A 19,927-nucleotide genomic window follows, 5' to 3' on the forward strand; every position below is an offset into this window, starting at 1 on the left:
GATGGGGGTCTCATGGGCGATTCGTTTGTGCATCTGCACGTCCACACCGAATACTCGATGCTCGACGGTGCGGCCCGGCTGAAGCAGATGTTCAAACTGGTGGGCGAGCAGGGCATGCCCGCCATCGCGATCACCGACCACGGCAACATGCACGGCGCCTTCGACTTCTACAAGCAGGCGACCGGGGCCGGCGTCAAGCCGATCATCGGCATCGAGGCCTACGTCGCCCCCGACACCCGCTTCAACAAGAAGCCGGTCCTGTGGGGCGAGCCCCACCAGAAGAGCGACGACGTCTCGGCGGGTGGTTTCTACACCCACATGACGATCTGGGCCCGCAACCGCGCCGGCCTCCACAACCTGATGAAGTTGTCCTCGCGCGCCTACACCGAGGGTTTCCACCGCAAGTGGGCCCGCATGGACGCCGAGATCCTGGCCGAGCACTCCGAGGGCCTGATGGCCACCACCGGCTGCCCGTCGGGCGAGGTGCAGACCCGGCTCCGCCTGGGCCAGTACGACGAGGCCGTCAAGGCGGCGGCGAAATTTCAGGACATCTTCGGCAAGGACAACTACTTCCTGGAGATCATGGACCACGGGCTCGACATCGAGCGCCGCGTCCGCGACGGGCTGACCCGCATCTCCAAGGAGCTCGGCATCCCGCCGCTGGTCACCAACGACTCCCACTACACCTACGAGTCCGACGCCCAGTCCCACGACGCGCTCCTGTGCATCCAGACCGGCAAGCAGCTCTCCGACCCGGGCCGGTTCCGGTTCGACGGCAGCGGCTACTACATCAAGACCGCCGACGAGATGCGCGCCGTCGACTCCTCCGACCTGTGGCAGGAGGGGTGCCGCAACACCCTCCTGGTCGCCGAGAAGGTCGACCCCACCGGGTTCTTCCAGCACAAGAACCTGATGCCGACCTACCCCATCCCCGACGGGATGACCGAGGAGGAGTTCTTCCGCCAGGAGGTCTGGAAGGGCATGCACCGCCGCTTCCCCGGCGGCGTCGACGACGAGCACCGCGAGTGGGTCGAGAACGAGCTGCGCGTCATCGTCCAGATGGGCTTCCCGAGCTACTTCCTCGTGGTCGCCGACTTCATCATGTGGGCCAAGAACAACGGCATCCGGGTCGGCCCCGGCCGTGGTTCGGCGGCGGGCTCGCTGGTCGCCTACTCGCTGGGCATCACCGACCTCGACCCGATCCCGTTCGGCCTCTACTTCGAGCGGTTCCTCAACCCCGAGCGCGTCTCCATGCCCGACGTCGACATCGACTTCGACGAGCGCCGGCGCGCCGACGTCATCAGGTACGTCACCGAGAAGTGGGGCTCCGACAAGGTCGCCATGATCGCCACCTTCGGCACGATCAAGGCGAAAGCGGCCGTGAAGGACGCCGGCCGCGTCCTGGGCTACCCCTACGCGCTCGGCGACAAGGTCTCCAAGGCGTTCCCGCCCGCCGTGATGGGCAAGGACATCCCGCTCTCCGGCATCTTCGACAGCGACCACCCGCGCTACAACGAAGCCGGTGAGCTGCGCAAACTCTACGAAGAAGACGTCGACGTCAAGTCGACCATCGACCTCGGGCGCGGCCTTGAGGGCCTGATCCGGCAGACCGGCGTGCACGCCGCCGGCGTCATCATGTCGTCGGAGGTGCTGACCGACTACATCCCGATCATGCGCCGCGACTCCGACGGCGCGATCATCACGCAGTTCGACTACCCGACCTGCGAGACGCTCGGCCTGCTGAAGATGGACTTCCTCGGCCTGCGCAACCTGACGATCATCGACGACTGCCTGAAGATGGTCGAGCTCAACACCGGCAACAAGATCGAACTGCTCGACCTGCCGCTCGACGACGCCAAGACCTATGAGCTGCTGGCCCGCGGCGACACCCTCGGCATCTTCCAGCTCGACGGCGGCGGCATGCGCACCCTCCTGCGGCTGATGCGCCCCGACAACTTCGAGGACATCTCCGCCGCCCTCGCGCTCTACCGCCCCGGCCCGATGGGCGCCAACTCCCACACCAACTACGCGCTGCGCAAGAACGGCCAGCAGGAGATCACCCCGATCCACAAGGAGCTCGAGGAGCCCCTGAAGGACATCCTGTCCACGACCTACGGCCTGATCGTCTACCAGGAGCAGGTCATGGCCATCGCCCAGCGCGTCGCGGGCTACTCGCTCGGCGGCGCCGACCTGCTCCGCCGCGCGATGGGCAAGAAGAAGAAGTCGGAACTCGACAAGCAGTACGAGTTCTTCGAGAAGGGCATGAAGGACAACGGCTTCTCCAAGGAGGCCATCAAGGCCCTGTGGGACATCCTGCTGCCGTTCTCCGACTACGCCTTCAACAAGGCCCACACCGCCGGCTACGGCCTGGTCTCCTACTGGACGGCCTACCTGAAGGCCAACTACCGCGCCGAATACATGGCCGCCCTGCTCACGAGCGTGAAGGACGACAAGGACAAGTCGGCCCTCTACCTCAACGAGTGCCGCCACATGGGCATCAAGGTGCTGCCGCCCGACGTCAGCGACTCCGACTTCGACTTCACCCCGCGCGGCGCCGACATCCGGTTCGGCCTGTCGGCCATCCGCAACGTCGGCGGCAACGTCGTCGACGGCATCATCGCCGCCCGCAAGGAGAAGGGCCGCTTCACCGACTTCAAGGACTTCCTGCGCAAGGTCCCGGCCCAGGTCTGCAACAAGCGGGTCATCGAGTCGCTGATCAAGGCGGGGGCGTACGACTCGATGGGCCACGTCCGCAAGGGCCTGGTGATGATCCACGAGCAGGCCGTCGACGCGATCATCGACATCAAGAAGAACGAGGCCATCGGGCAGGACTCGCTGTTCGGCGCGGTCGACGGCGGGGAGGACCAGACCTTCGAGGTGACCATCCCCGAGGGCGAATGGGACAAGAACACCCTCCTGCAGTTCGAGCGCGAGATGCTCGGCCTGTACGTCTCCGACCACCCGCTCCTCGGCGTCGAGCACATCCTGTCGAGCGGCGCCGACTGCTCGATCACCGCCCTCCAGGACGACTCCCGGCCCGACGGCCAGATCGTCACGGTCGGCGGCATCCTCAGCGGCGTGCAGCGCAAGGTCACCAAGAAGGGCGACACCTGGGTCCTCACCCAGCTCGAAGACCTCGGCGGCTCGATCGAGGTGATGATCTTCCCGTCGGCCTACCAGCTCTGCGCCACGATCCTGGCCGAAGACGCGATCGTCTTCGTCAAGGGCCGCATCGACAAGCGCGAGGACGTCGCCAAGATCATCGCGATGGAGGTCACCCAGCCCGACCTGACGGTCGAGTCGGGCGGCCCGCTGGTGGTCAGCCTGGCGATGGCCCGGGTCACCCCGCCGGTGGTCGGCCGCCTCAAGGAGGTGCTGACGACCCATCCCGGCACGACCGAGGTGCACCTCCAGGTCCACAACGGGCCGCGTACGACCGTGATGCGCCTCGACGACCGCCTCCGGGTCACCCCGAGCCCGGCCCTGATGGGCGACCTGAAACAGCTGCTCGGACCGGCCTGCCTGGGGGCGTAGCGTTACCTGGCGTTACGCTGTGTTAGGTTGACGTTAGGTTGACGCTGGTTCCCCCTGGTTGTCGAGCTGTTTCGGGGGGAGCGGCATGGCACGGGTCACGACGGCCGGTGGGCTGGCGGTCTGCGGCGCACTCGGCGGGGTCCTGGCGGCGGCGCTGGTCGCGCCGATCGTCGCCGGGGCCGGGGTGGCGAGCAACACGGCGGCCGGGACCGTCACCAAGCTCCCGCCGCCGCCCCGCGAAGACCCGCTGCCCGAGGTGACCCGGCTGGTCGACCGGAACGGCCGCCAGTTCGCCCAGTTCTACTCCCAGAACCGGCAGTCGGTCACGATCGACCAGGTCTCCAAGCCGATGCGCGAGGCGATCGTGGCGATCGAGGACGCCCGCTTCTACGAGCACGCCGGCCTCGACGTGCGCGGCACCATCCGGGCGCTGATCGCCAACACCCAGGCCGGCGGCATCCGCCAGGGCGGGTCGTCGCTGACCCAGCAGCTCGTGAAGAACATCCTGGTCAACCGGGCCGAGTCGGAGAAGGAACGCGACTCCGCGCAGGTCCGCAGCATCCGCCGCAAGTTCACCGAGATGCGCTACGCGCTGGCGCTGGAGGAGAAGTACTCCAAGGACCAGATCCTGGAGCGCTACCTGAACATCGCCTACTTCGGCGCGGGCGCCTTCGGCGTCCAGGCGGCGGCCCGCCGGTTCTTCGGGGTGTCGGCGAAGGACCTCACCCTGGGCCAGGCGGCGGCCCTGGCGGGGGCGGTCCGCACGCCCTACTCGACCGACCCCGCGCGCGGCGAGGCGCAGCGCGAGAAGCTCCAGCAGCGGCGCGACCTGGTGCTCGACCGCATGGCCGAGCTCGGCGAGATCACCCCCGCCGAGGCCGCCGCCGCCAAGTCGCAGGCCCTCGGGCTCAACATGCGCGCCGAACCCGGCGGCTGCGCCGAATCGGAGTACCCCTACTTCTGCGTGTACGTCCAGCACGAGATCCTCGCCAACCCCGCCTTCGGCCACTCCCGCGCCGACCGCGAACGCCGGCTCCAGCGGGGCGGCCTCACCCTGAAGACCACGCTCGACCCGGTCGCCCAGAAGGCGGCGGACAAGGCCATCGAGGCGCGCGTCGCGGCCGAGGACACCGAGGTGGCGGCCGAGGCGATGGTCGAGCCCGGAACGGGCGCCATCAGGGCGCTGGCGGCCAGCAAGCGCTACGGCAGCAACCCCGGCGGCAAGGTCATCGGCCCCAACACGACCTTCAACCTGGCCGCCGACACCGCCCACGGGGGCGGGATGGGCTTCCAGGCCGGCTCGACGTTCAAGATCTTCACGCTGGCGACCGCGCTGGCCAAGGGCTGGAAGTTCGGCCAGGGCTTCGACACGCCCGGCGTGTTCGTCCCGTCGGAGGGCTTCACCGACTGCGCCGGCAAACCGGTCAACGACCCCAGTGCCAAGATCTACAACGCGTCCGGCGAGGGCAAGGGCGGCCCCTACAGCCTGGAGCTGGGCACCTGGAAGTCGTCCAACATCTTCTTCATGATGCTGGAGCGCGAGGTCGGCCTCTGCGACGTCATCCGGACCGCCAAGGCGCTCGGCATCCAGCGCGCCGACGGCGGGAAACTGTCGGAGGTCCCGACCTTCACCCTCGGCGTCAACGAGATGGACCCCCTGACGGTGGCGGCGGCCGTGGCGACGTTCGGGGCGCGCGGCAAGTACTGCAAGCCGATCGCCATCACCGAGATCGTCGAACGCGACGGGCGCCGGGTGGAGATCCCCCCGGCCTGCTCCGCGACCATCGACCCGGCGGTCGCCGACGCGGTGAACGACGTGTTGTCGGGCGTCTTCACCCAGGGCACGATGAAGGGCCAGTCGATCGGCCGCCCCGCCGCCGGGAAGACCGGCACCAACAACAACTACACGTCGGCGTGGTTCGCCGGCTACACCCCGAACCTGGCCGCCGCCGTGAGCGTGGGAGACATCCGGGGGTCGTACAAATACCCCCTGAACGGGGTCCGGATCGGCGACCAGACCTACGGCTCGGTCCAGGGCGCCTCGCTCCCGGGCCCGATCTGGGTCGACTCGATGCAGGGCGCCCTGCGCGACACCCCGGCCACCGAGTTCACGCCCCCGGACATGGGCCGCTTCGGCGGCGGCTTCACCCCGGGCCTGCGCGAGGCGATGGAGGCCGAACGCGGCCGCCGCGGCGACGTCGAGTACGAGTACTGGTACGAGGACGAGAACGGCAACCTGTACCCGGAGGACGACTACTACCGCGGCGACCCCCGCGACGACTACTACCGAGGCAACGCCCGCGCCGACGGCGAGGGCCGCCGCCGCCGCGACTGATCGGCCCGATTCCCGGGCGAACCGGGATCGATGATCGTTAACCTTCGGTCATGACCGCCAGTCGTGGCCGGAGCGTGGCACTCCTGGCCCTCGTGCCGCTGCTCGCCGGGTGCTTCGTCTGCGTGCCCGGCCGGTATGAGGTGCCGATCCCGCCGGCCGGGGCCGCGCCCGAGGAGGTCGTGGCCGCCTACATCGACGCGGCGCTGGGCAAGGACAGCGAGACCATCACGGCCGTGATGGTGCCCGAGACCGACTTCGACGAGGAGTTCAACGGCCCGTTCTCCCCGTTCCGGCACTGGGACGCCGCCGCCGACATCGAGATCGGCGACTCCTACGCCGCCGACCTCGACTGCCCGCCAGGACGCGAATGCCGTCGGGTGAGCGTGTCGATGCACCTCTGCGGGGACACCGGACATCCCACCGGCGACTTCATCGAGCCCTTCGCCGTGCACTGGGTGAAGGACCGGTGGCTCGTCTCGGGGTTCGGCGCCGGCTGACGCGGCCGTGACCCGGCTGGGTCACGGCCGTCGTGGTGGGTCAGACGTCGGCCCGGCGGATCTTCAGGCCGAGTGAGGTGAACTGGTCGAACGGGCGGTGGTAGCCGCGCTCGATGTGGTTCACGCCGCGCAGGGTGGAGGTGCCCTCGGCCACGGCCGCCGCCAGGACCGCCGAGAAGCCCGCGCGGATGTCGGGCAGGGTCACGTCGGCGCCGCGGAGCTTGGAGACGCCGCGCACGACCGCCGAGTGCTTGGCGTTGGTGTCGTGGTAGCGGCAGGCCGGGCCGCCGAGGCACTGGGAGAAGACCTCGATCTCGCAGCCCATCTTCTGCAGCGCCGGGACGTACACGAGGCGGTTCTCGAAGACCGTCTCGTGGAGCACCGACATGCCCTCGGCGCGGGTGAACAGGACCATGAGCGGCGTCTGCCAGTCGGTCATGAACCCGGGGTGGGTGTCGGTCTGCACGGCGGCGGCGCGCAGGCCGTCGGGGGCCGAGGCGGTCAGCCAGTCGTCTGTTATGTCGAACCGGGCGCCCATGCGGGCCAGGGTCGTGATCGCGGTGACCAGGCGGTCCTGCGGGCAGCCGTGGACGCGCACCTCGCCGCCCGTGACCAGGCCCGCGACGAGGTAGGAGAAGGCCTCGATGCGGTCGCCGGCCAGCCAGGTCGAGGCGCCGTGGAGCTTCTCGACGCCCTCGATGACGATGCGGCGGTCGGGGGACAACTCGATCATCGCGCCCATGCGCTGGAGGTAGAGCGCGAGCTCGACGACCTCGGGCTCCATGGCGGCGCCCTTGATGACCGTCTTGCCCTCGGCCAGGACGGCCGTCATCAGGATGGTCTCGGTCGCGCCGACGCTCGGGTAGGGGAGGGTGATGCGGGTGCCGTGGAGGCGGGAGGCCTTGGCGGTGATGCCGCTCTCGTCCTCGATGATCTCGGCGCCCATGGAGCGCAGCGCCTCGAGGTGGAAGTTGACCGGGCGGCGGCCGATGGGGTCGCCGCCGACCATCGGCACGAACGCCTCGCCGGCCAGGTGGAGGAGCGGGCCGAGCATCAGGATGGGGATGCGGTTGAGGCCGGTGTACTTCTCCGGGACCCTCGGCTCGATGACGCTGCCGCGTTCCAGGGTGATCTCGCCGTCGCCGATCTCGACGTGGATGCCCAGGGCCTCCAGCATGGCGGCGGTCAGGTGGACTTCGCCGACCTCGGGGGCGTTGTGCAGGGTGCTCGGGCCGTCGCCGAGCATGGCCGCGACCATGTGCTTGGACACGGCGTTCTTGGACCCTCGGACCTCGACGTCCCCCCGCAGCGGACCGGAGGGTTCGATGAGCCACGCTTGTTCGTTCACCCGCCAATGCTAACGGCGCGGCCGGCCTGGTCTAGGTAGGTACCATCGGGACGGTGCGGCCTGTGAAGTACTTCGGTGGGACGGTCCTGCTCCTCGCGGTGCTGGGGGTGCCCGCGGGATTCCTGTGGTCGTTCCTCGCGCCCCGCACCCGATACGTCCTCTACGAGGGCGTCTGGCGGGTGGCCGATCCGAACACCCAGGCGCTCATCGCGGCCGACGGCTACTTCGCGCTGATCACGGCGACCATCGGGCTCGTCGCGGGGCTGGTCGCCTACCGGCGGGCGGGCGACGACGGGTTGCCGATCGTCCTGGGATTGGGCGCCGGCGGGCTGGCCGGGTCGGCCGTCGCGTTCCTCGTCGGGTCGTCGATGGGGGGCGAGGTCGTCCGGGCCGCGACGTCGGCGGGGGAGTTCGCGACCCGCGACCTGCTGGGCCTGACGGCCAAGGGCGTGCTGGTGTTCTGGGCGGTGCTGGCGGCCGGGGTGTTCTGGGCGCGCGAGTTCGCGGTCACCTACCGGGAGCGGAAAGCGGCGGACGGGTCGATCCCGCCCCTGTGACCCGCTCGAACGCGTGGCCGACCCGCAGGACGCCGAGGTCGTCCCAGGGGCGGCCGATGATCTGCACGCCCACAGGCAGGCCGGTGTCGGTGAACCCGCAGGGCACCGACAGGGCCGGCACGCCGAGCACGCTGATCAGGTAGCACGAGCGCATCCAGGCCAGGTAGTCGGGCATCTGGAGGCCGTCGACGAAACGTACATAGGGATCTTCGACCGGGAACGGCGGGACCTGGCTGACCGGGGCGATCAGGTAGTCCCAGGTGCCGAAGAAGCCGTTCACGCGGTGCCAGAGGCGGGTGCGCAGCTTCTCCGCCGTCGCCAGGTCCTCTGCGGTGACCTCGCGGCCCCTTTCGACGTTCCAGCGCACGTTCTCGCCGACGCCCTCCAGGTCGCCGTAGGTGGCGGCGTACCACCAGGCGCGGTAGGTGCGGAAGGCCTCGTCGGCGCCCGCCAGGTTCAGGTCGGCGTGCTCGACGGTCGCGCCCAGGTCGCGGAAGACCTCGGCCGCCCGCGCGGTCACCCCGGCCGTCTCGGCGTCGACCGGGAGGCCGCCGAGGCTGGGGGAGAAGGCGATGCGCAACCGGCTGACGTCGGTCTCCAGGGAGCCGCCGAAGATCGACGCGTCCTCCCTGATCGACAGCGGCGAACTCGGGTCGGGGCCCGCGATGGCGGTCAGGAAGAGCGCCAGGTCCGGTACGGTCCGCGCCATCGGCCCCGACACCCCCAGGGTGAACCACGCGGCGGTCGTCGACTTCGACGGCACCCGGCCGGGGGTCGGCCGCAGCCCGACGACGTTGCAGAACGACGCCGGGTTGCGCAGCGAGCCGCCCATGTCGGAGCCGTCGGCCAGCGGGGTCATCCCGGCCGCGAGCGCCGCCGCCGCGCCGCCGCTCGACCCGCCCGCCGACCTGGTCAGGTCGTAGGGGTTGCGGGTGGCCCCGAAGACCTCGTTGACGGTGTGGGAGCCGGTGCCGAACTCGGGCGTGTTGGTCTTCCCGATCATCACCCCGCCCGCGTCGCGCACCCGGCGGACGATGAGGTCGTCGACGGTCGGGACGTGGTCGGCGAACAGCGCCGACCCGAACGTGGTCCGGACGCCCTTGGTCGACACCAGGTCCTTGTGGGCGACCGGCAGCCCGTGCAGCGGCCCCTGCCACTCACCCCGGTCGAGCTCCCGGGCCCGGTCGAGGGCCTGCTCGGCGGTGACCGTCACGATCGCGTTGACCTGCGGGTTGACCGCCTCGATGCGGTCGAGATGAGCCTGGGTGACCTCGGCCGCGCCGATCTCCCGTGCACGCAGCAGGGCCGAGGTCTCCGACGCGGTGAGATAGTGCAGTTCCGTCACCGGCGTCACCTTATCCGAGCGGTGGCGGGCCCCCGCGCCGCCGCCGACCGTGTGATCCGACGGTACGCCCGGAGGTATGCCCGTTTCGTCCTCCGGGAAGGTGAACCTCGGCTACACCCTCGGTAGGGTGCCCTGGTGCTTCCGGACCATCTCTTCGGCCCACTCGACCTCGACGCCGCGCTCGAACGCGCCTACGACCGGGGTGAGGAGAAGGCCGCCTGGGAACTGCTCGCCGACGCCCTCATGGACCCGAGGGCCCGGGGCGACCGGCGCATCCCGGCCTACGTGGTGGAGCTCATCGACGACTACACCCTCGACGGGTGGGAGCAGGACACCCTCGACCTCCTCCACGACCTGATCGGCGTGGAACCCGAGCTGACCGGCCCGCTGCGCACCCCGATGGCCGAGCTGCACGGCCAGCTCGGCGACTCGGCGACGGCGCTGCGGCTGCTGCGCACGCGGCGGGCCGAGCTCGCCCGGCTGCCCGAGGACGAACGCGACGAGGAGTTCTACCCGGCCGCCGCGATGATCGCCGGGCCGTTCGACCCCGGCTTCGCCGCCGACCTCCTCGACGAGGGCCTGCGGCTCACGCTCGACCTGGGCCGCCCGCCCGCGACGGTCCGCTACCTCGACCTGCTGCGCCGCCGCTTCGGCGGCCCCGGCCCGCTGTCCGACCGCGTCGAGGCCCACGTCACGGCCGAACCGGCCGCGCCGAAGCCGACCCAGCCGGTGATCGAGAAGAAGCCGACCGTGCGGCTGCCCTACGTGCCCGGCGACGACCTGCGGGCGCTGGAGGCGCGCTTCCGGAAGGCCGACCTGGAGACCAGGGTCGCGGTCGTCCGTCTTCCGGACGACGCCCCCGCCTCCGAGGAGGAGCGCCTGGCCCTGGTCACGCTGACCGACCCGGCCGGCGACGTCGCCTGGCCCCCGGGACGCAACGACTCGTGCTGGTGCGGCTCCGACCGCAAGTACAAGAAGTGTTGCGGCTCGCCCGTCTGACTAGACCGGGAACCGCTCGTGGCCCACGACCGCGAGCAGCTTCAGCTTCTCGTCGCCCTCGCTGCGCGGGGGAGCGGTCAGCACCAGCAGCGTCTGCGACTGGTCCTCGGTGAACAGGACCTGGCAGTCGAGTTCGATCGGGCCGAGCTGCGGGTGGATGAGGACCTTGTGGTCCTCGAACCGGCGGGCCACCTCGTGACGGTCCCAGATCTCGGTGAACTCCGGGCTGGCCTTCTGGAGGGCCGTGACCAGCTCGCCCGCGCGCGACTTCGGGCCCATCGTCCCGTACGCCGCCCGCAGGCTCGCCACCATGGCCCGGCTCTGGCGGGGACGGTCGTCCTCGGGGTAGAGGCGGCGTTCGTTCTCCGGGTCGGTGAACCAGCGGTAGATCTCGCTGCGGGCCAGGCCCGTGTAGCCCGACCGGTCGCCGAGCAGGGCCTGGGCCATCCGGTTGGCGACCAGGGTCTCGCCCAGGTTCGACAGGATCAGCGCGGGGGTGTCGTCGAGGCGGTCGAGCACCCGCAGCAGGGCCGGGGCCACGTGGCCCGAGCCGGTGAAGGTCTCGGGGGCGTTCCGGCCGGCCACGCGGAACAGGTAGTCGCGTTCGTCGCCGGTCAGCCGGAGCGCGCGGGCCAGCGCGGTGAGCATCTGCTCGCTGGGCTGCGGCCCGCGGCGCTGTTCGAGCCGCGTGTAGTAGTCGGTCGACATCAGCGCGAGGGCGGCCACCTCCTCGCGCCGCAGGCCGGGCGCGCGCCGCCGGGCGCCTTCGGGCAGCCCCACGTCTTCGGGGCGCAACGCCTCCCGGTGACGGCGGAGGAAGTCGGAGAGGGCTGAGCGGTCCACGTCCCCAACCTACGCACGCCCCGCGACCGGTAACCAGGGACCGCCGATCCCCCGACAAGTGGTCTCTGCACCTCTCCCGGCGGAGGGGGAAGGGTCGGGGACATGGACATCACCGGAAACACGATCTTCATCCCCGGCGCCACCAGCGGCATCGGGCTCGCTCTGGCCAGGGCCCTGCGCGACAGGGGCAACACCGTCGTCGTCGGCGGGCGCCGGACCGGGATCCTCGACGAGCTGAAGGCCGAGGGCTTCGGCACGGTCCGCGTCGACACCGCCGACGCCGACAGCATCCGGCAGGCCGCCGACGAGGTGCTGCGGCGTCATCCCGACCTCAACGTGCTGGTCACCATGGCCGGGATCATGCGCGCCGAGGACTGGACCCGGCCCGACGACTTCCTGGCCACGGCCGAGACGGTCGTCACGACCAACGTCCTTGGGCCGATCCGGCTGATCGCCGCGTTCATCGAGCACCTGCAGAAGCAGCCCGACCCGACGATCGTCACCGTCTCCTCGGGCCTGGCCTTCACCCCGCTGAAGGCCACCCCGAGCTACAACGCCTCCAAGGCCGCCATCCACATGCTCAGCGAGTCGATCCGCCTGCAGTACACGAAGGTCAGGGTCGTCGAGCTGGTGCCGCCGTCGGTCCAGACCGATCTGATGCCCGGCCAGCGGGACAACGAGCGGGCGCTGCCCCTCGACGACTTCGTGGCCGAGGTCATGACCCTGCTGGAGACGCGGCCCGACGCCGAGGAGATCCTGGTCGAGCGGGTGAAGTTCCTGCGTGAGGCCGAGCGGCGGGGCGACTACGACCACGTCGTGACTGTGCTCAACGCCACAGACCCGCACGCGAACAAATAATTGAATTTTCAGTCACTCATCTAGTCATGATCTGTACCCTGCTTGACCGTGATAGATCAAGAAATTCCCATAGATGAGACAAGAAATCGGGACATGCCGGAAGTCCGGCCGACCGAGGAGAACGACGACCGCGGCAGCGTGATGGGCCTGCTCGAACGCGTCGCCTCCGTCGTGCTCCCGATCGGCGTGGCCCTGTACGCCGTCCTCTACCTCGGCGTCGAGGAGATCTACGCGGCGTTCGGCATCAACCCGCAGCAGGCCGGCATCGACCAGTCGGTCCTGTTCAGCCGCCTCATGAGCACGCTGGTGCTGGTCCTGCTGCTGGGCGTGCCGCTGCTGGGCCTGCTCGTCGGCCTCGCCTGGCTCGTCAACGTGATCACCCTCGGCGGGGCCGGCCGGCTCGTCGGGTGGATCCGGGCGCGGCCGTGGGTGGCCGGGCTGATCGCCGCGTTGTGGAGCGGGGCGACGTACTGGGGGTTCTACAACTTCTTCGCCGACCTCGACCTGACGGTCATGGTCGTCATCGCGGTCGGGCTGGGCGTGGTGACCTTCCTGGTGCCCTTCCAGCTGCTGCGCCGCCGGCCCGTCGGCCGGGCCGGGCTGAAGGTGCTCGTCGGCGGCCTGACCGGCCTCGGCCTGGGCTTCCTGCTGATCCTCAACCTCGCCTCCGCGGCGCAGACGATGCGCGACACCGGCCAGGCGAACTTCCTGCTCAGCACGGTCGGCTTCCAGGACCAGTGGGCGATCCTCACCAACGCCGAGGACGACAAGCCGCTCTACGACGGCCGCTGGATGATGCTGCTCGGCGAGAGCGACGGAACCTACCTGCTGTACGACTGCGACAAGCAGGAGACGTTCCGCCGCCCCATGGAGACCACCAACCTCACGCAGGTCCAGCTCGACCCCGAGCGTGAAGAGGGCTTCGTCTGCGGCTCCCTGGCCGAGCCCGCCTAGCCCTTCGGCTAGTCCTTGGCGATCGGCGCGGTGATGGCGCCCGTGAGCGTCACCAGGTTCCCCGGGGCCGTCTCGATCTGGAGACCCCGGCGCCCTGCCGAGAAGTAGATCGTCTCGAAGGCCAGCGCGGACGCGTCGACCACGGTCGGCAGCCGTTTGCGCTGGCCGAGCGGGCTGATGCCGCCCACCACGTAACCCGTCACCCGCTCGACCTTGGCCGCCTCGGCCATCGCGGCCTTCTTGCCTTTCAGCGCCGCCGCGAACGCCTTCAGGTCGAGCTTCCCGGCCACCGGCACCACCGCCACCGCGAGCCCCGCCTCGGTCTCGGCGACGAGCGTCTTGAAGATCCGCTCGTAGGGCACGCCGAGCGCGTCGGCCGCCTCCTCCCCGTAGGCCTGCGCGTTCGCGTCGTGCTCGTAGGGGTGGAGGATGAAATCGGCACCGGCCTTGGTCAGCGCCACGGTCGCGGGGGTGCCCTGCCCGCCCTTCGTCTTCGCCACGCGCCTAGGTTAGGGGCTCACGTCGGCGCCGATGCAGACGAACCCCGCCGCCGTCACGTCGTCGCCGGCCTCCTGCTGGGTGCGCGCCAGCGCGGTCGCGGCGGGTTGCCCGGCGGCGAGCCGCCCGTGCAGGGCGGTCATCAGCGGCCGGGCGCGGGCGTCGGGCACCGGCACCATCGAGGCGACCACGCACCGCGTCCCGAGAGCCAGGAAGGTGGTGCTCAGCCCGAGCAGCTCGTCTCCGGCCCGGACCACCGACCGGCCGCTCTCGCAGGCGGCCAGCACGACCATCCGGGGCGGGACCCGTAACCGTTCGAGGTCGTAGACGGTCAGCGGCCCGTCGGCCAGGTGCAGCGCGGAGAACAGCGGGTTGGCGGTGTTGACCCGGCCGTGGGCGGCCAGGTGGGCGAGCCGGGCGCCGTCGAGCGCGGCCAGCGTCTCCTCGGCGCCACCCTCGAACGGGGTGACGCCGTGGACGGCCGCCACCTCAGTCACCTCCGCCGTCGCGCCGGGCAACCCGGGCCCCGAGGCCACCACCACCGGCCCGCCGCCGTGACCCGGCCCGAGCGCCGCCTCCCGCCACAACGCCGCCGACGGCGAGACCGCCACCGGCCGCCCCGCGCAGGAGGGCAGCACCGGCCACGGCAATCCCTGGAGCGGCCCGGTCGGCACCACCACCAGAGGCCGGTCGCCCAGCCCGAGCGGCGCCAGCAGCAGCGTGTCGAGGCGCGCGGCGGCGTGCCGCAACATCCGGGCCGCCGCCGACGAGCCGTCGCGCGCGTCGCCCGACCTGGCCAGCCGCCGCAGCGCGAACGGCACCCGCTCGACCAGGTCGCGAACCGGCCCCACCGGCCCGAGCGTGGTCAGCCGGGCCCGCGCTCCGACGACGGTGACGGCGTGCAGCACCCCGTCGACCAGCACGAACTCCACCAGCGCCCGATCGTGCAGCAGGGGAGCGAGCGACCGGACCACGCCGGGGGTCCGCCGGGCCCGGTCGGGCGCGCGGGTCTCGCCGGACCGGGCGCGGGTGTGGTCGCGGATGCGGCGCTCCAGCGCGGCCTGCCGCTCGGTGACCGACGGGTCTCTGGACGCCCGCGCCTCCGCCGCCACCGCCCGCAGCTCGGCCAGCCGCCCGGCCAACCAGGGGTCGTCGGGCGGCCGGACCCGCCGCATCAGCAGATGGCTGGCCCGGCCCTGTTCGGCCCACGCGAGCACCCGCGCCGGGCCGCCCCGGTCGAGGGCCATGCGCAGGCCGAGCTCGGCCAGCTCGACCCGGAACTCGGCCGAATGGGCCCGCAGGTCGGTCGCCCCGAGCGCGGCCCGGTGCTCGTCGAGCACCCGCAGGCCCCGCCGCACCGCGGCCGCCGCCCCGGCCCGGTCGCCGAGGGTGAGCCGCCGCAGCGCCTCGGCGTGCCAGCCCCGCACCCGTGACAACGCCGGCCCCCGCTGGCGGAACCGCGCCGCGACGGTGAGCAGGTCGAGCGCGCGGGCGCGGGCTGCCGGGGCCGGCGAGGCGCCCAGCGCCACCCGGGCGCCCAGCAGCCGCGCCTCCACCGACGCCGCCGTCCACCCGGCCTCGGCCAGTTCCCCGGCGATGGCCGCGAACCGGCCCGCCGAGACGCCCGCGTGGCCCGCCGCCAGGCGTGATCGCAGCACCGCGAACGCGGCCAGGGAGCGCCACTCGGGGCGCTGCTGGGCGCCGAACTCGCGGGCCGCCCGCCGGGCCGCCTCGACCGCGTGCTCGTGGTCGCCCTCCAGGGTGGCGGCGCGGGCGAGCAGGAGGCGGACCTCCGGCAGGACGATCGCGCGGCGGCGGCGGCGCAGCTCCGCGACCGCCTCCTCGGCGGCGGCGCGGGCCTCGGCGGTCAGCCCGACGGACAGCAGCAGCTCCGACCGGTCGCTGAGCAGCCAGCCGAGCTGGTGGGTGCCCAGGTCGCGGAAGCGGCTCTCGGCCAGGTCGAGGTAGCGCAGGGCGCCCGGCACGTCGCCGCGCACCCCCCGCACCCAGCCCAGGTTCAGCCGCACCACGGCGAGCGACAGGTCGAGCCCGAGGGCCGCGCACAACTCCTCGGCCTCGTGGAAGTCGGCCTCGGCGGCGGCGAACTCGTGGCGGTAGCCGTACACGATGCCGCGGTTGGACAACACCCGCTGGAGCCACACGTGGTCGTGCGCCCGCCGCAGCACGGGGACGGCCTGGCGGTAGGCGGCCAGGGCGTCGGCGTGCCGTCCGAGGTGGTTGAAGACGGCGGCGCGCTGGGCGTCGGCGCGGGCCCGCAGCTCGCCGTGCAGGCCGGGCAGCAGGGCCTCCAGGTCGGCCAGCGCCTGCCGGGGGCGGCCCCGCATGCTGGTCACGAACGCCATCCGGATCCGCGCCTCGGCGGCCAGCTCGGGCGAGCCCGCCCGGCCCGCCGTGCGGATCGCGGCCCGCAGGTGCCGGGCCGCCGTCGCCAGGTCGTCGAGGTGGACGGCCGCGATGCCCATCGCCCGTTCGGCCCGCGACAGCGCGGCCAGGTCGCCCCGTGCCCGGGCGCACGCCGCCAGCTCCGCCGCGACGGTCACCGCCCGCCCCGGATCGGCCTCGGCGAGCACGAGCGCGGCCCGCGCCGGATCCTCGGTCGTCGTCACCCGTCGCAGTTTTCCATTCCGTTTCCGTACGGGATGTATCAAACGGGTGAGTGCCCGCTCATCAATCGGAAGTGGCGAATCACGCGAGGGAGATCCCATGCCTTTCACCGACCCGGGCGGCGTCTACCGCAGTGACACCGAGGCCTGGAAGGTCGACCAGCTCGTCGTCGACCGGCGGTACCAGACGCTGATCCTGCGGCTCCTCACCGACCTCACCGGCCACACCTGGCGGGAGGTCGACACCAGCCCGGAACTCGGCCTCACCCTCTGCGAGCTGCCCGAGCTGGCCGCCATCGAGGCGGCGCTCGCCGAGGGCTTCCTGGAGGGCGTGCGCCGGTCGCGGCAGGAGCAGTACGACCCCGGCGACCCGATCCCCGCCCTCGACCTGCTCCTGTACGCCCTCCGCACCTCCTTCGAGGAGCGGTACGACGGCTGGTCGCCCCCGATGGCCAAGAACCGGCTGCTCGACGGCGTCCAGGGCTCGCCCTACACCGGCGGCGGCCGGCCCGACGAGCTGGCCCCGGCAGTGAACGCCGACCTGGCCCGGCTGACCGCCCCCGGCGTCGGGCCGCACGTCGGCATCCTCGACTCCAAGATCGTTCCGCACCCCGACCTGGAGGGCCGCTTCCTCGCCTCGGCCAAGGACATCTACACCGGCCCGGCCCCGCACCCCTCGCCGGTCGGCCACGCCACCTTCGTCGCGGGCGTGATCCTCAAGCACGCCCCGGACGCGGTTCTGGTCATGCGGTCGATCCTCGACAACAGGGGCGTCGAGGTCTCCTCGTGGTCGGTCGCCAAGGCCATGGTCGGGTTCCTGAAGACCGACGTACGGGTGCTCAACCTGTCGTTCGGCTGCACCACCCACGACAACCGGCCGCCGACCGTGCTGGAGCGGGCCGTGCAGCGGCTCTCGCCCGCGATCGTGCTGGTCGCGGCGGCCGGCAACCACGGCCGGCCCACGCAGAAGCGGAAGGCGGCCGGGATCACCGAGGTCACCCCGGTCTGGCCGGCCGCCTGCGCCGACGTCGTCGCGGTGGGCGCCCGGGGCGCCGAGTTCAGCCCGAAGGTCCCGTGGGTGAACGTGCTGGCCGACGGCGTCGCGGTGACCAGCACCTACCTCACCGGCGAGGTCGACGTGGTGGAACGGCTGCTCAACGGCGAGGTGGCCGTACAGGACAAACTGCAGTTCACCGGATACGCCACCTGGAGCGGCACCTCTTTCGCCTGCGCCGCCGTGGTCGGCGAGATCGCCGCCCGCGCGGTCGCGCAGAACATCTCGGCCCGCGCGGCGGCCGACCTCATCGTGGCCGAGTCCGCCGACGAGGTGCTCGCCGAGCTCACCCTGTAGTGTCCAGACGGGCCGCCCGCCTGCGGCCCCCTGGCACGAGGGAGGAGACTGCCATGCGTGACGACGCCCTCATGGAGGAGCTCGCGACCGCGCTGCGGGCCGCCGACCCGGTGCCTCCCGGGCTGGTCGAGATGGGGCAGGCGATCTACACCTGGCGGCTGGTCGACGCCGAGCTGGCCGAGCTGAGCCCGGCGGGCACGGCCGGGCCGCTGGTGCGGGCCGACGAGGTGGCCGCGCTGCGCGACCTGGCCTTCCAGACCGAGTCGGGCCTGGTGATCGAGCTCGGCGTCAGCGGCGACGCCCTGCTGGGCCAGCTCGACCCGCCGGCCGAAGGAGAGGTCCGCGTCGTCACGGGCGCCGGGCCGGGGCCGGGCCTGCCGGTCGACGAGGTGGGCGGGTTCCGGATCTCGCCGATCCCGCCCGGCCGCTTCCGGCTCCACTTCCGCGGCGGCGGGCGCGACGTGGTGACCACCCCGATCTACTGGGGCGGCACCCACGACGAATAGAGCAGCCGCGCCCGCCAGCCGTCGTAGGGGATCGTGTCGCCGGTGAGGATGGGCTGCAGCCAGGCGAAGTTGGCCAGCACCAGCAGCGCGAACACGCCGACCGCCACCGCGCCCCGCGACCGGCGGGCCGGGCTCGCCTCACGTTTCCCGAGCGCCAGACCGGCCACCAGGGTCAGTGCCAGGATCATGAACGGCACCATCGGCAGCGCGTAGAACTGGTACATCGTCCGGTCGTCGGCGATGGCGTAGTAGAACCACGGCAACCAGCCGGTGGCGTAGCCGAGCAGCACCGCCCCGGCCCGCCAGTCGCGCGTGGCGGTGTACCACGACAACATCGCGACCATCGCCGCCAGCCCCGCGAACCACAGGATCGGGGTGCCCGCCGCGTAGATCGCCGACGAGCACGAGTCGGCCCCGCACCCCTGCGGCGAGCTGTAGTGGAGCAGCACCGGCCGGTACTGCAGCGGCCACTGCCACGGCTCGGTGGCGTAACTGTGGCCCGAGGCCAGCCCCGTGTGGAACGACAGGGCCTGGAGCTGGTAGGAGACCAGCGACCTGATCGAGTCGAACAGGAAGAACGCCCAGCCGTGGTCGGTGGCCTGCGCCCAGTTGCGCCCCCACCCGCGCTCGCTCGCGAACCATCCCGTGTACGACACCAGATAGACCACCACCGGCACGACCCACATCCAGGCCACGGCGAGCGGCAGGTCCCGCCTCCACGAGCCGCGATAGGGCCTGCGCAGCCCGATCGACCGCCGCGCCCCCGCGTCCCAGAACAGCGTTAGCACCAGGAACCCGACGATGAAGAAGGCGCCCGTCCACTTGGTCGCCGTCGCCGCCCCCAGGGCCAGCCCGGCCAGCAGCCGCCACGGCCGCCACCCCAGGTGGGGCCCGAAGTCGCCGGGGATCGCCCGCGCGTGCCACTCGGCCAGCCGGGCCCGCATGTGGTCGCGGTCGGTCACCAGGCAGGCGAACGCCGCCACCAGCCAGAACGACAGGAAGATGTCGAGCAGCGCGGCCCGCGACATGACCATGTGCATGCCGTCGACCGCGAGCAGGAACCCGGCGAGGCAGCCCAGCAGCGTCGAGCGGGTCATCCGCCGGGCGGTGCGGGCCAGGATCAGCACCGACAACGTGCCGGCCACGGCCGCCATGAACCGCCAGCCGAACGGGTTGACGCCCCACATCCACTCGCCCAGCGCGATCATCCACTTGCCGAGCGGCGGATGCACCACGTAATCGCCGCACTCGGCGACCCGCGCGCACGTCCGGAACACCCCGTCGCCACCGGCCAGCAGGGCCGGGTCGGGCTTCTCGACGCTCTTCGTCTCGACGCCGAACCGCAGCAGCGACAGCGCCTCTTTGGCGTAGTAGGTCTCGTCGAACATCACCTCGTGCGGCCTGCCGAGGTTCACGAACCGCAGGACGCCGCCGAACACCGTGACGATCAACGGGCCGAGCCATCCCCACAACACGCTGCCGGGCTGCGGCGGCACGAGGCGGTCGCGCGCCGGAACCGGGAGGGGCGGGGAGATCGTGGTCACCCGGCTCATCCTATTTATGGCAAAGGATAGGATCGCTCCACTCGCCACATTTGCAGACGCTCGTCTACGTCGCCCCGAATGTCCGCATGATGGACATCGCGGGATTCCGGACCGGCCGTCCGTAGACTGTTCGG

Annotated in this window: 15 protein-coding genes; 9 read left to right on the forward strand and 6 right to left on the reverse strand. The window is 71.6% G+C overall.

The features are described from left to right. Positions 1–12: 12 nt before the first annotated feature. The 3 genes from dnaE to QSK34_RS03535 all read left to right on the forward strand — a co-directional run bounded on the left by dnaE (position 13) and on the right by QSK34_RS03535 (position 6,366). Positions 13–3,534 carry a DNA polymerase III subunit alpha gene (dnaE, locus tag QSK34_RS03525; RefSeq protein ID WP_030450302.1) on the forward strand — a complete coding sequence of 1,174 codons (3,522 nt, stop codon included), beginning with the start codon at positions 13–15 and terminating at the stop codon, positions 3,532–3,534. 85 nt (positions 3,535–3,619) lie between these two features. Beyond that, positions 3,620–5,869: a transglycosylase domain-containing protein gene (locus QSK34_RS03530; RefSeq protein WP_285579781.1), complete on the forward strand. Its 2,250-nt coding sequence runs from the start codon at positions 3,620–3,622 to the stop codon at positions 5,867–5,869. A 50-nt stretch (positions 5,870–5,919) separates the two neighbouring features. Continuing rightward, positions 5,920–6,366, forward strand: a complete 447-nt coding sequence (locus QSK34_RS03535) for a hypothetical protein (RefSeq protein ID WP_285579783.1) — start codon at positions 5,920–5,922, stop codon at positions 6,364–6,366. 40 nt (positions 6,367–6,406) lie between these two features. Here the strand turns inward: QSK34_RS03535 and murA are convergent, their stop codons facing one another. After that, positions 6,407–7,714, reverse strand: a complete 1,308-nt coding sequence (murA, locus tag QSK34_RS03540) for a UDP-N-acetylglucosamine 1-carboxyvinyltransferase (RefSeq protein WP_062432110.1) — start codon at positions 7,712–7,714, stop codon at positions 6,407–6,409. Positions 7,715–7,767: 53 nt separating this feature from the next. On the opposite strand from murA, the gene QSK34_RS03545 reads away from it, so the two are divergent. Continuing rightward, positions 7,768–8,271 carry a hypothetical protein gene (locus QSK34_RS03545; protein WP_285579791.1) on the forward strand — a complete coding sequence of 168 codons (504 nt, stop codon included), beginning with the start codon at positions 7,768–7,770 and terminating at the stop codon, positions 8,269–8,271. On the opposite strand, the gene QSK34_RS03550 is transcribed toward QSK34_RS03545, so the two are convergent. Continuing rightward, a complete protein-coding gene (locus QSK34_RS03550) occupies positions 8,222–9,616 on the reverse strand; it encodes an amidase (protein ID WP_285579793.1) in 1,395 nt (464 codons plus the stop codon). The two genes, QSK34_RS03545 and QSK34_RS03550, sit on opposite strands and share 50 nt — an antisense overlap. Before the next feature lie 135 nt (positions 9,617–9,751). Here QSK34_RS03550 and QSK34_RS03555 point away from each other — a divergent pair, with 135 nt between their 5' ends. Then, entirely contained in the window at positions 9,752–10,615 is an 864-nt protein-coding gene (locus QSK34_RS03555) for an SEC-C domain-containing protein (RefSeq protein ID WP_285579795.1), read from the forward strand. On the opposite strand, the gene QSK34_RS03560 is transcribed toward QSK34_RS03555, so the two are convergent. Next, positions 10,616–11,458: a helix-turn-helix transcriptional regulator gene (locus QSK34_RS03560; protein WP_285579796.1), complete on the reverse strand. Its 843-nt coding sequence runs from the start codon at positions 11,456–11,458 to the stop codon at positions 10,616–10,618. It abuts the gene before it with no gap. Between the two features lie 102 nt (positions 11,459–11,560). Between QSK34_RS03560 and QSK34_RS03565 the strand changes: the two genes are divergently transcribed. Together QSK34_RS03565 and QSK34_RS03570 are read left to right on the forward strand one after the other, a co-directional pair. Next, complete coding sequence (locus QSK34_RS03565) at positions 11,561–12,316, forward strand: SDR family oxidoreductase (protein ID WP_285579797.1); 756 nt, start codon at positions 11,561–11,563, stop codon at positions 12,314–12,316. Positions 12,317–12,409: 93 nt separating this feature from the next. Continuing rightward, on the forward strand, positions 12,410–13,270 hold the full coding sequence (locus QSK34_RS03570; protein WP_285579799.1) for a hypothetical protein: 861 nt from the start codon (positions 12,410–12,412) through the stop codon (positions 13,268–13,270). An 8-nt stretch (positions 13,271–13,278) separates the two neighbouring features. Here the strand turns inward: QSK34_RS03570 and ybaK are convergent, their stop codons facing one another. Beyond that, the gene (gene ybaK, locus QSK34_RS03575) at positions 13,279–13,770 is read right to left on the reverse strand and encodes a Cys-tRNA(Pro) deacylase (RefSeq protein ID WP_285579801.1); all 492 of its coding nucleotides are present in this window, start codon (positions 13,768–13,770) and stop codon (positions 13,279–13,281) included. Positions 13,771–13,779: 9 nt separating this feature from the next. Beyond that, positions 13,780–16,395: a CHAT domain-containing protein gene (locus tag QSK34_RS03580; RefSeq protein ID WP_285579803.1), complete on the reverse strand. Its 2,616-nt coding sequence runs from the start codon at positions 16,393–16,395 to the stop codon at positions 13,780–13,782. 97 nt (positions 16,396–16,492) lie between these two features. Here QSK34_RS03580 and QSK34_RS03585 point away from each other — a divergent pair, with 97 nt between their 5' ends. Together QSK34_RS03585 and QSK34_RS03590 are read left to right on the forward strand one after the other, a co-directional pair. Beyond that, positions 16,493–17,743: a S8 family peptidase gene (locus QSK34_RS03585; RefSeq protein ID WP_285579805.1), complete on the forward strand. Its 1,251-nt coding sequence runs from the start codon at positions 16,493–16,495 to the stop codon at positions 17,741–17,743. A gap of 53 nt (positions 17,744–17,796) precedes the next feature. Further along, positions 17,797–18,249: a hypothetical protein gene (locus QSK34_RS03590; RefSeq protein ID WP_285579807.1), complete on the forward strand. Its 453-nt coding sequence runs from the start codon at positions 17,797–17,799 to the stop codon at positions 18,247–18,249. On the opposite strand, the gene QSK34_RS03595 is transcribed toward QSK34_RS03590, so the two are convergent. Further along, entirely contained in the window at positions 18,222–19,802 is a 1,581-nt protein-coding gene (locus QSK34_RS03595; protein WP_502875348.1) for a dolichyl-phosphate-mannose--protein mannosyltransferase, read from the reverse strand. The genes QSK34_RS03590 and QSK34_RS03595 overlap by 28 nt on opposite strands. Between the last annotated feature and the right edge of the window lie 125 nt (positions 19,803–19,927).

It is taken from the genome of Herbidospora sp. NBRC 101105, from assembly GCF_030269205.1.
Classification (GTDB): Bacteria; Actinomycetota; Actinomycetes; order Streptosporangiales; family Streptosporangiaceae; genus Herbidospora; species Herbidospora solisilvae.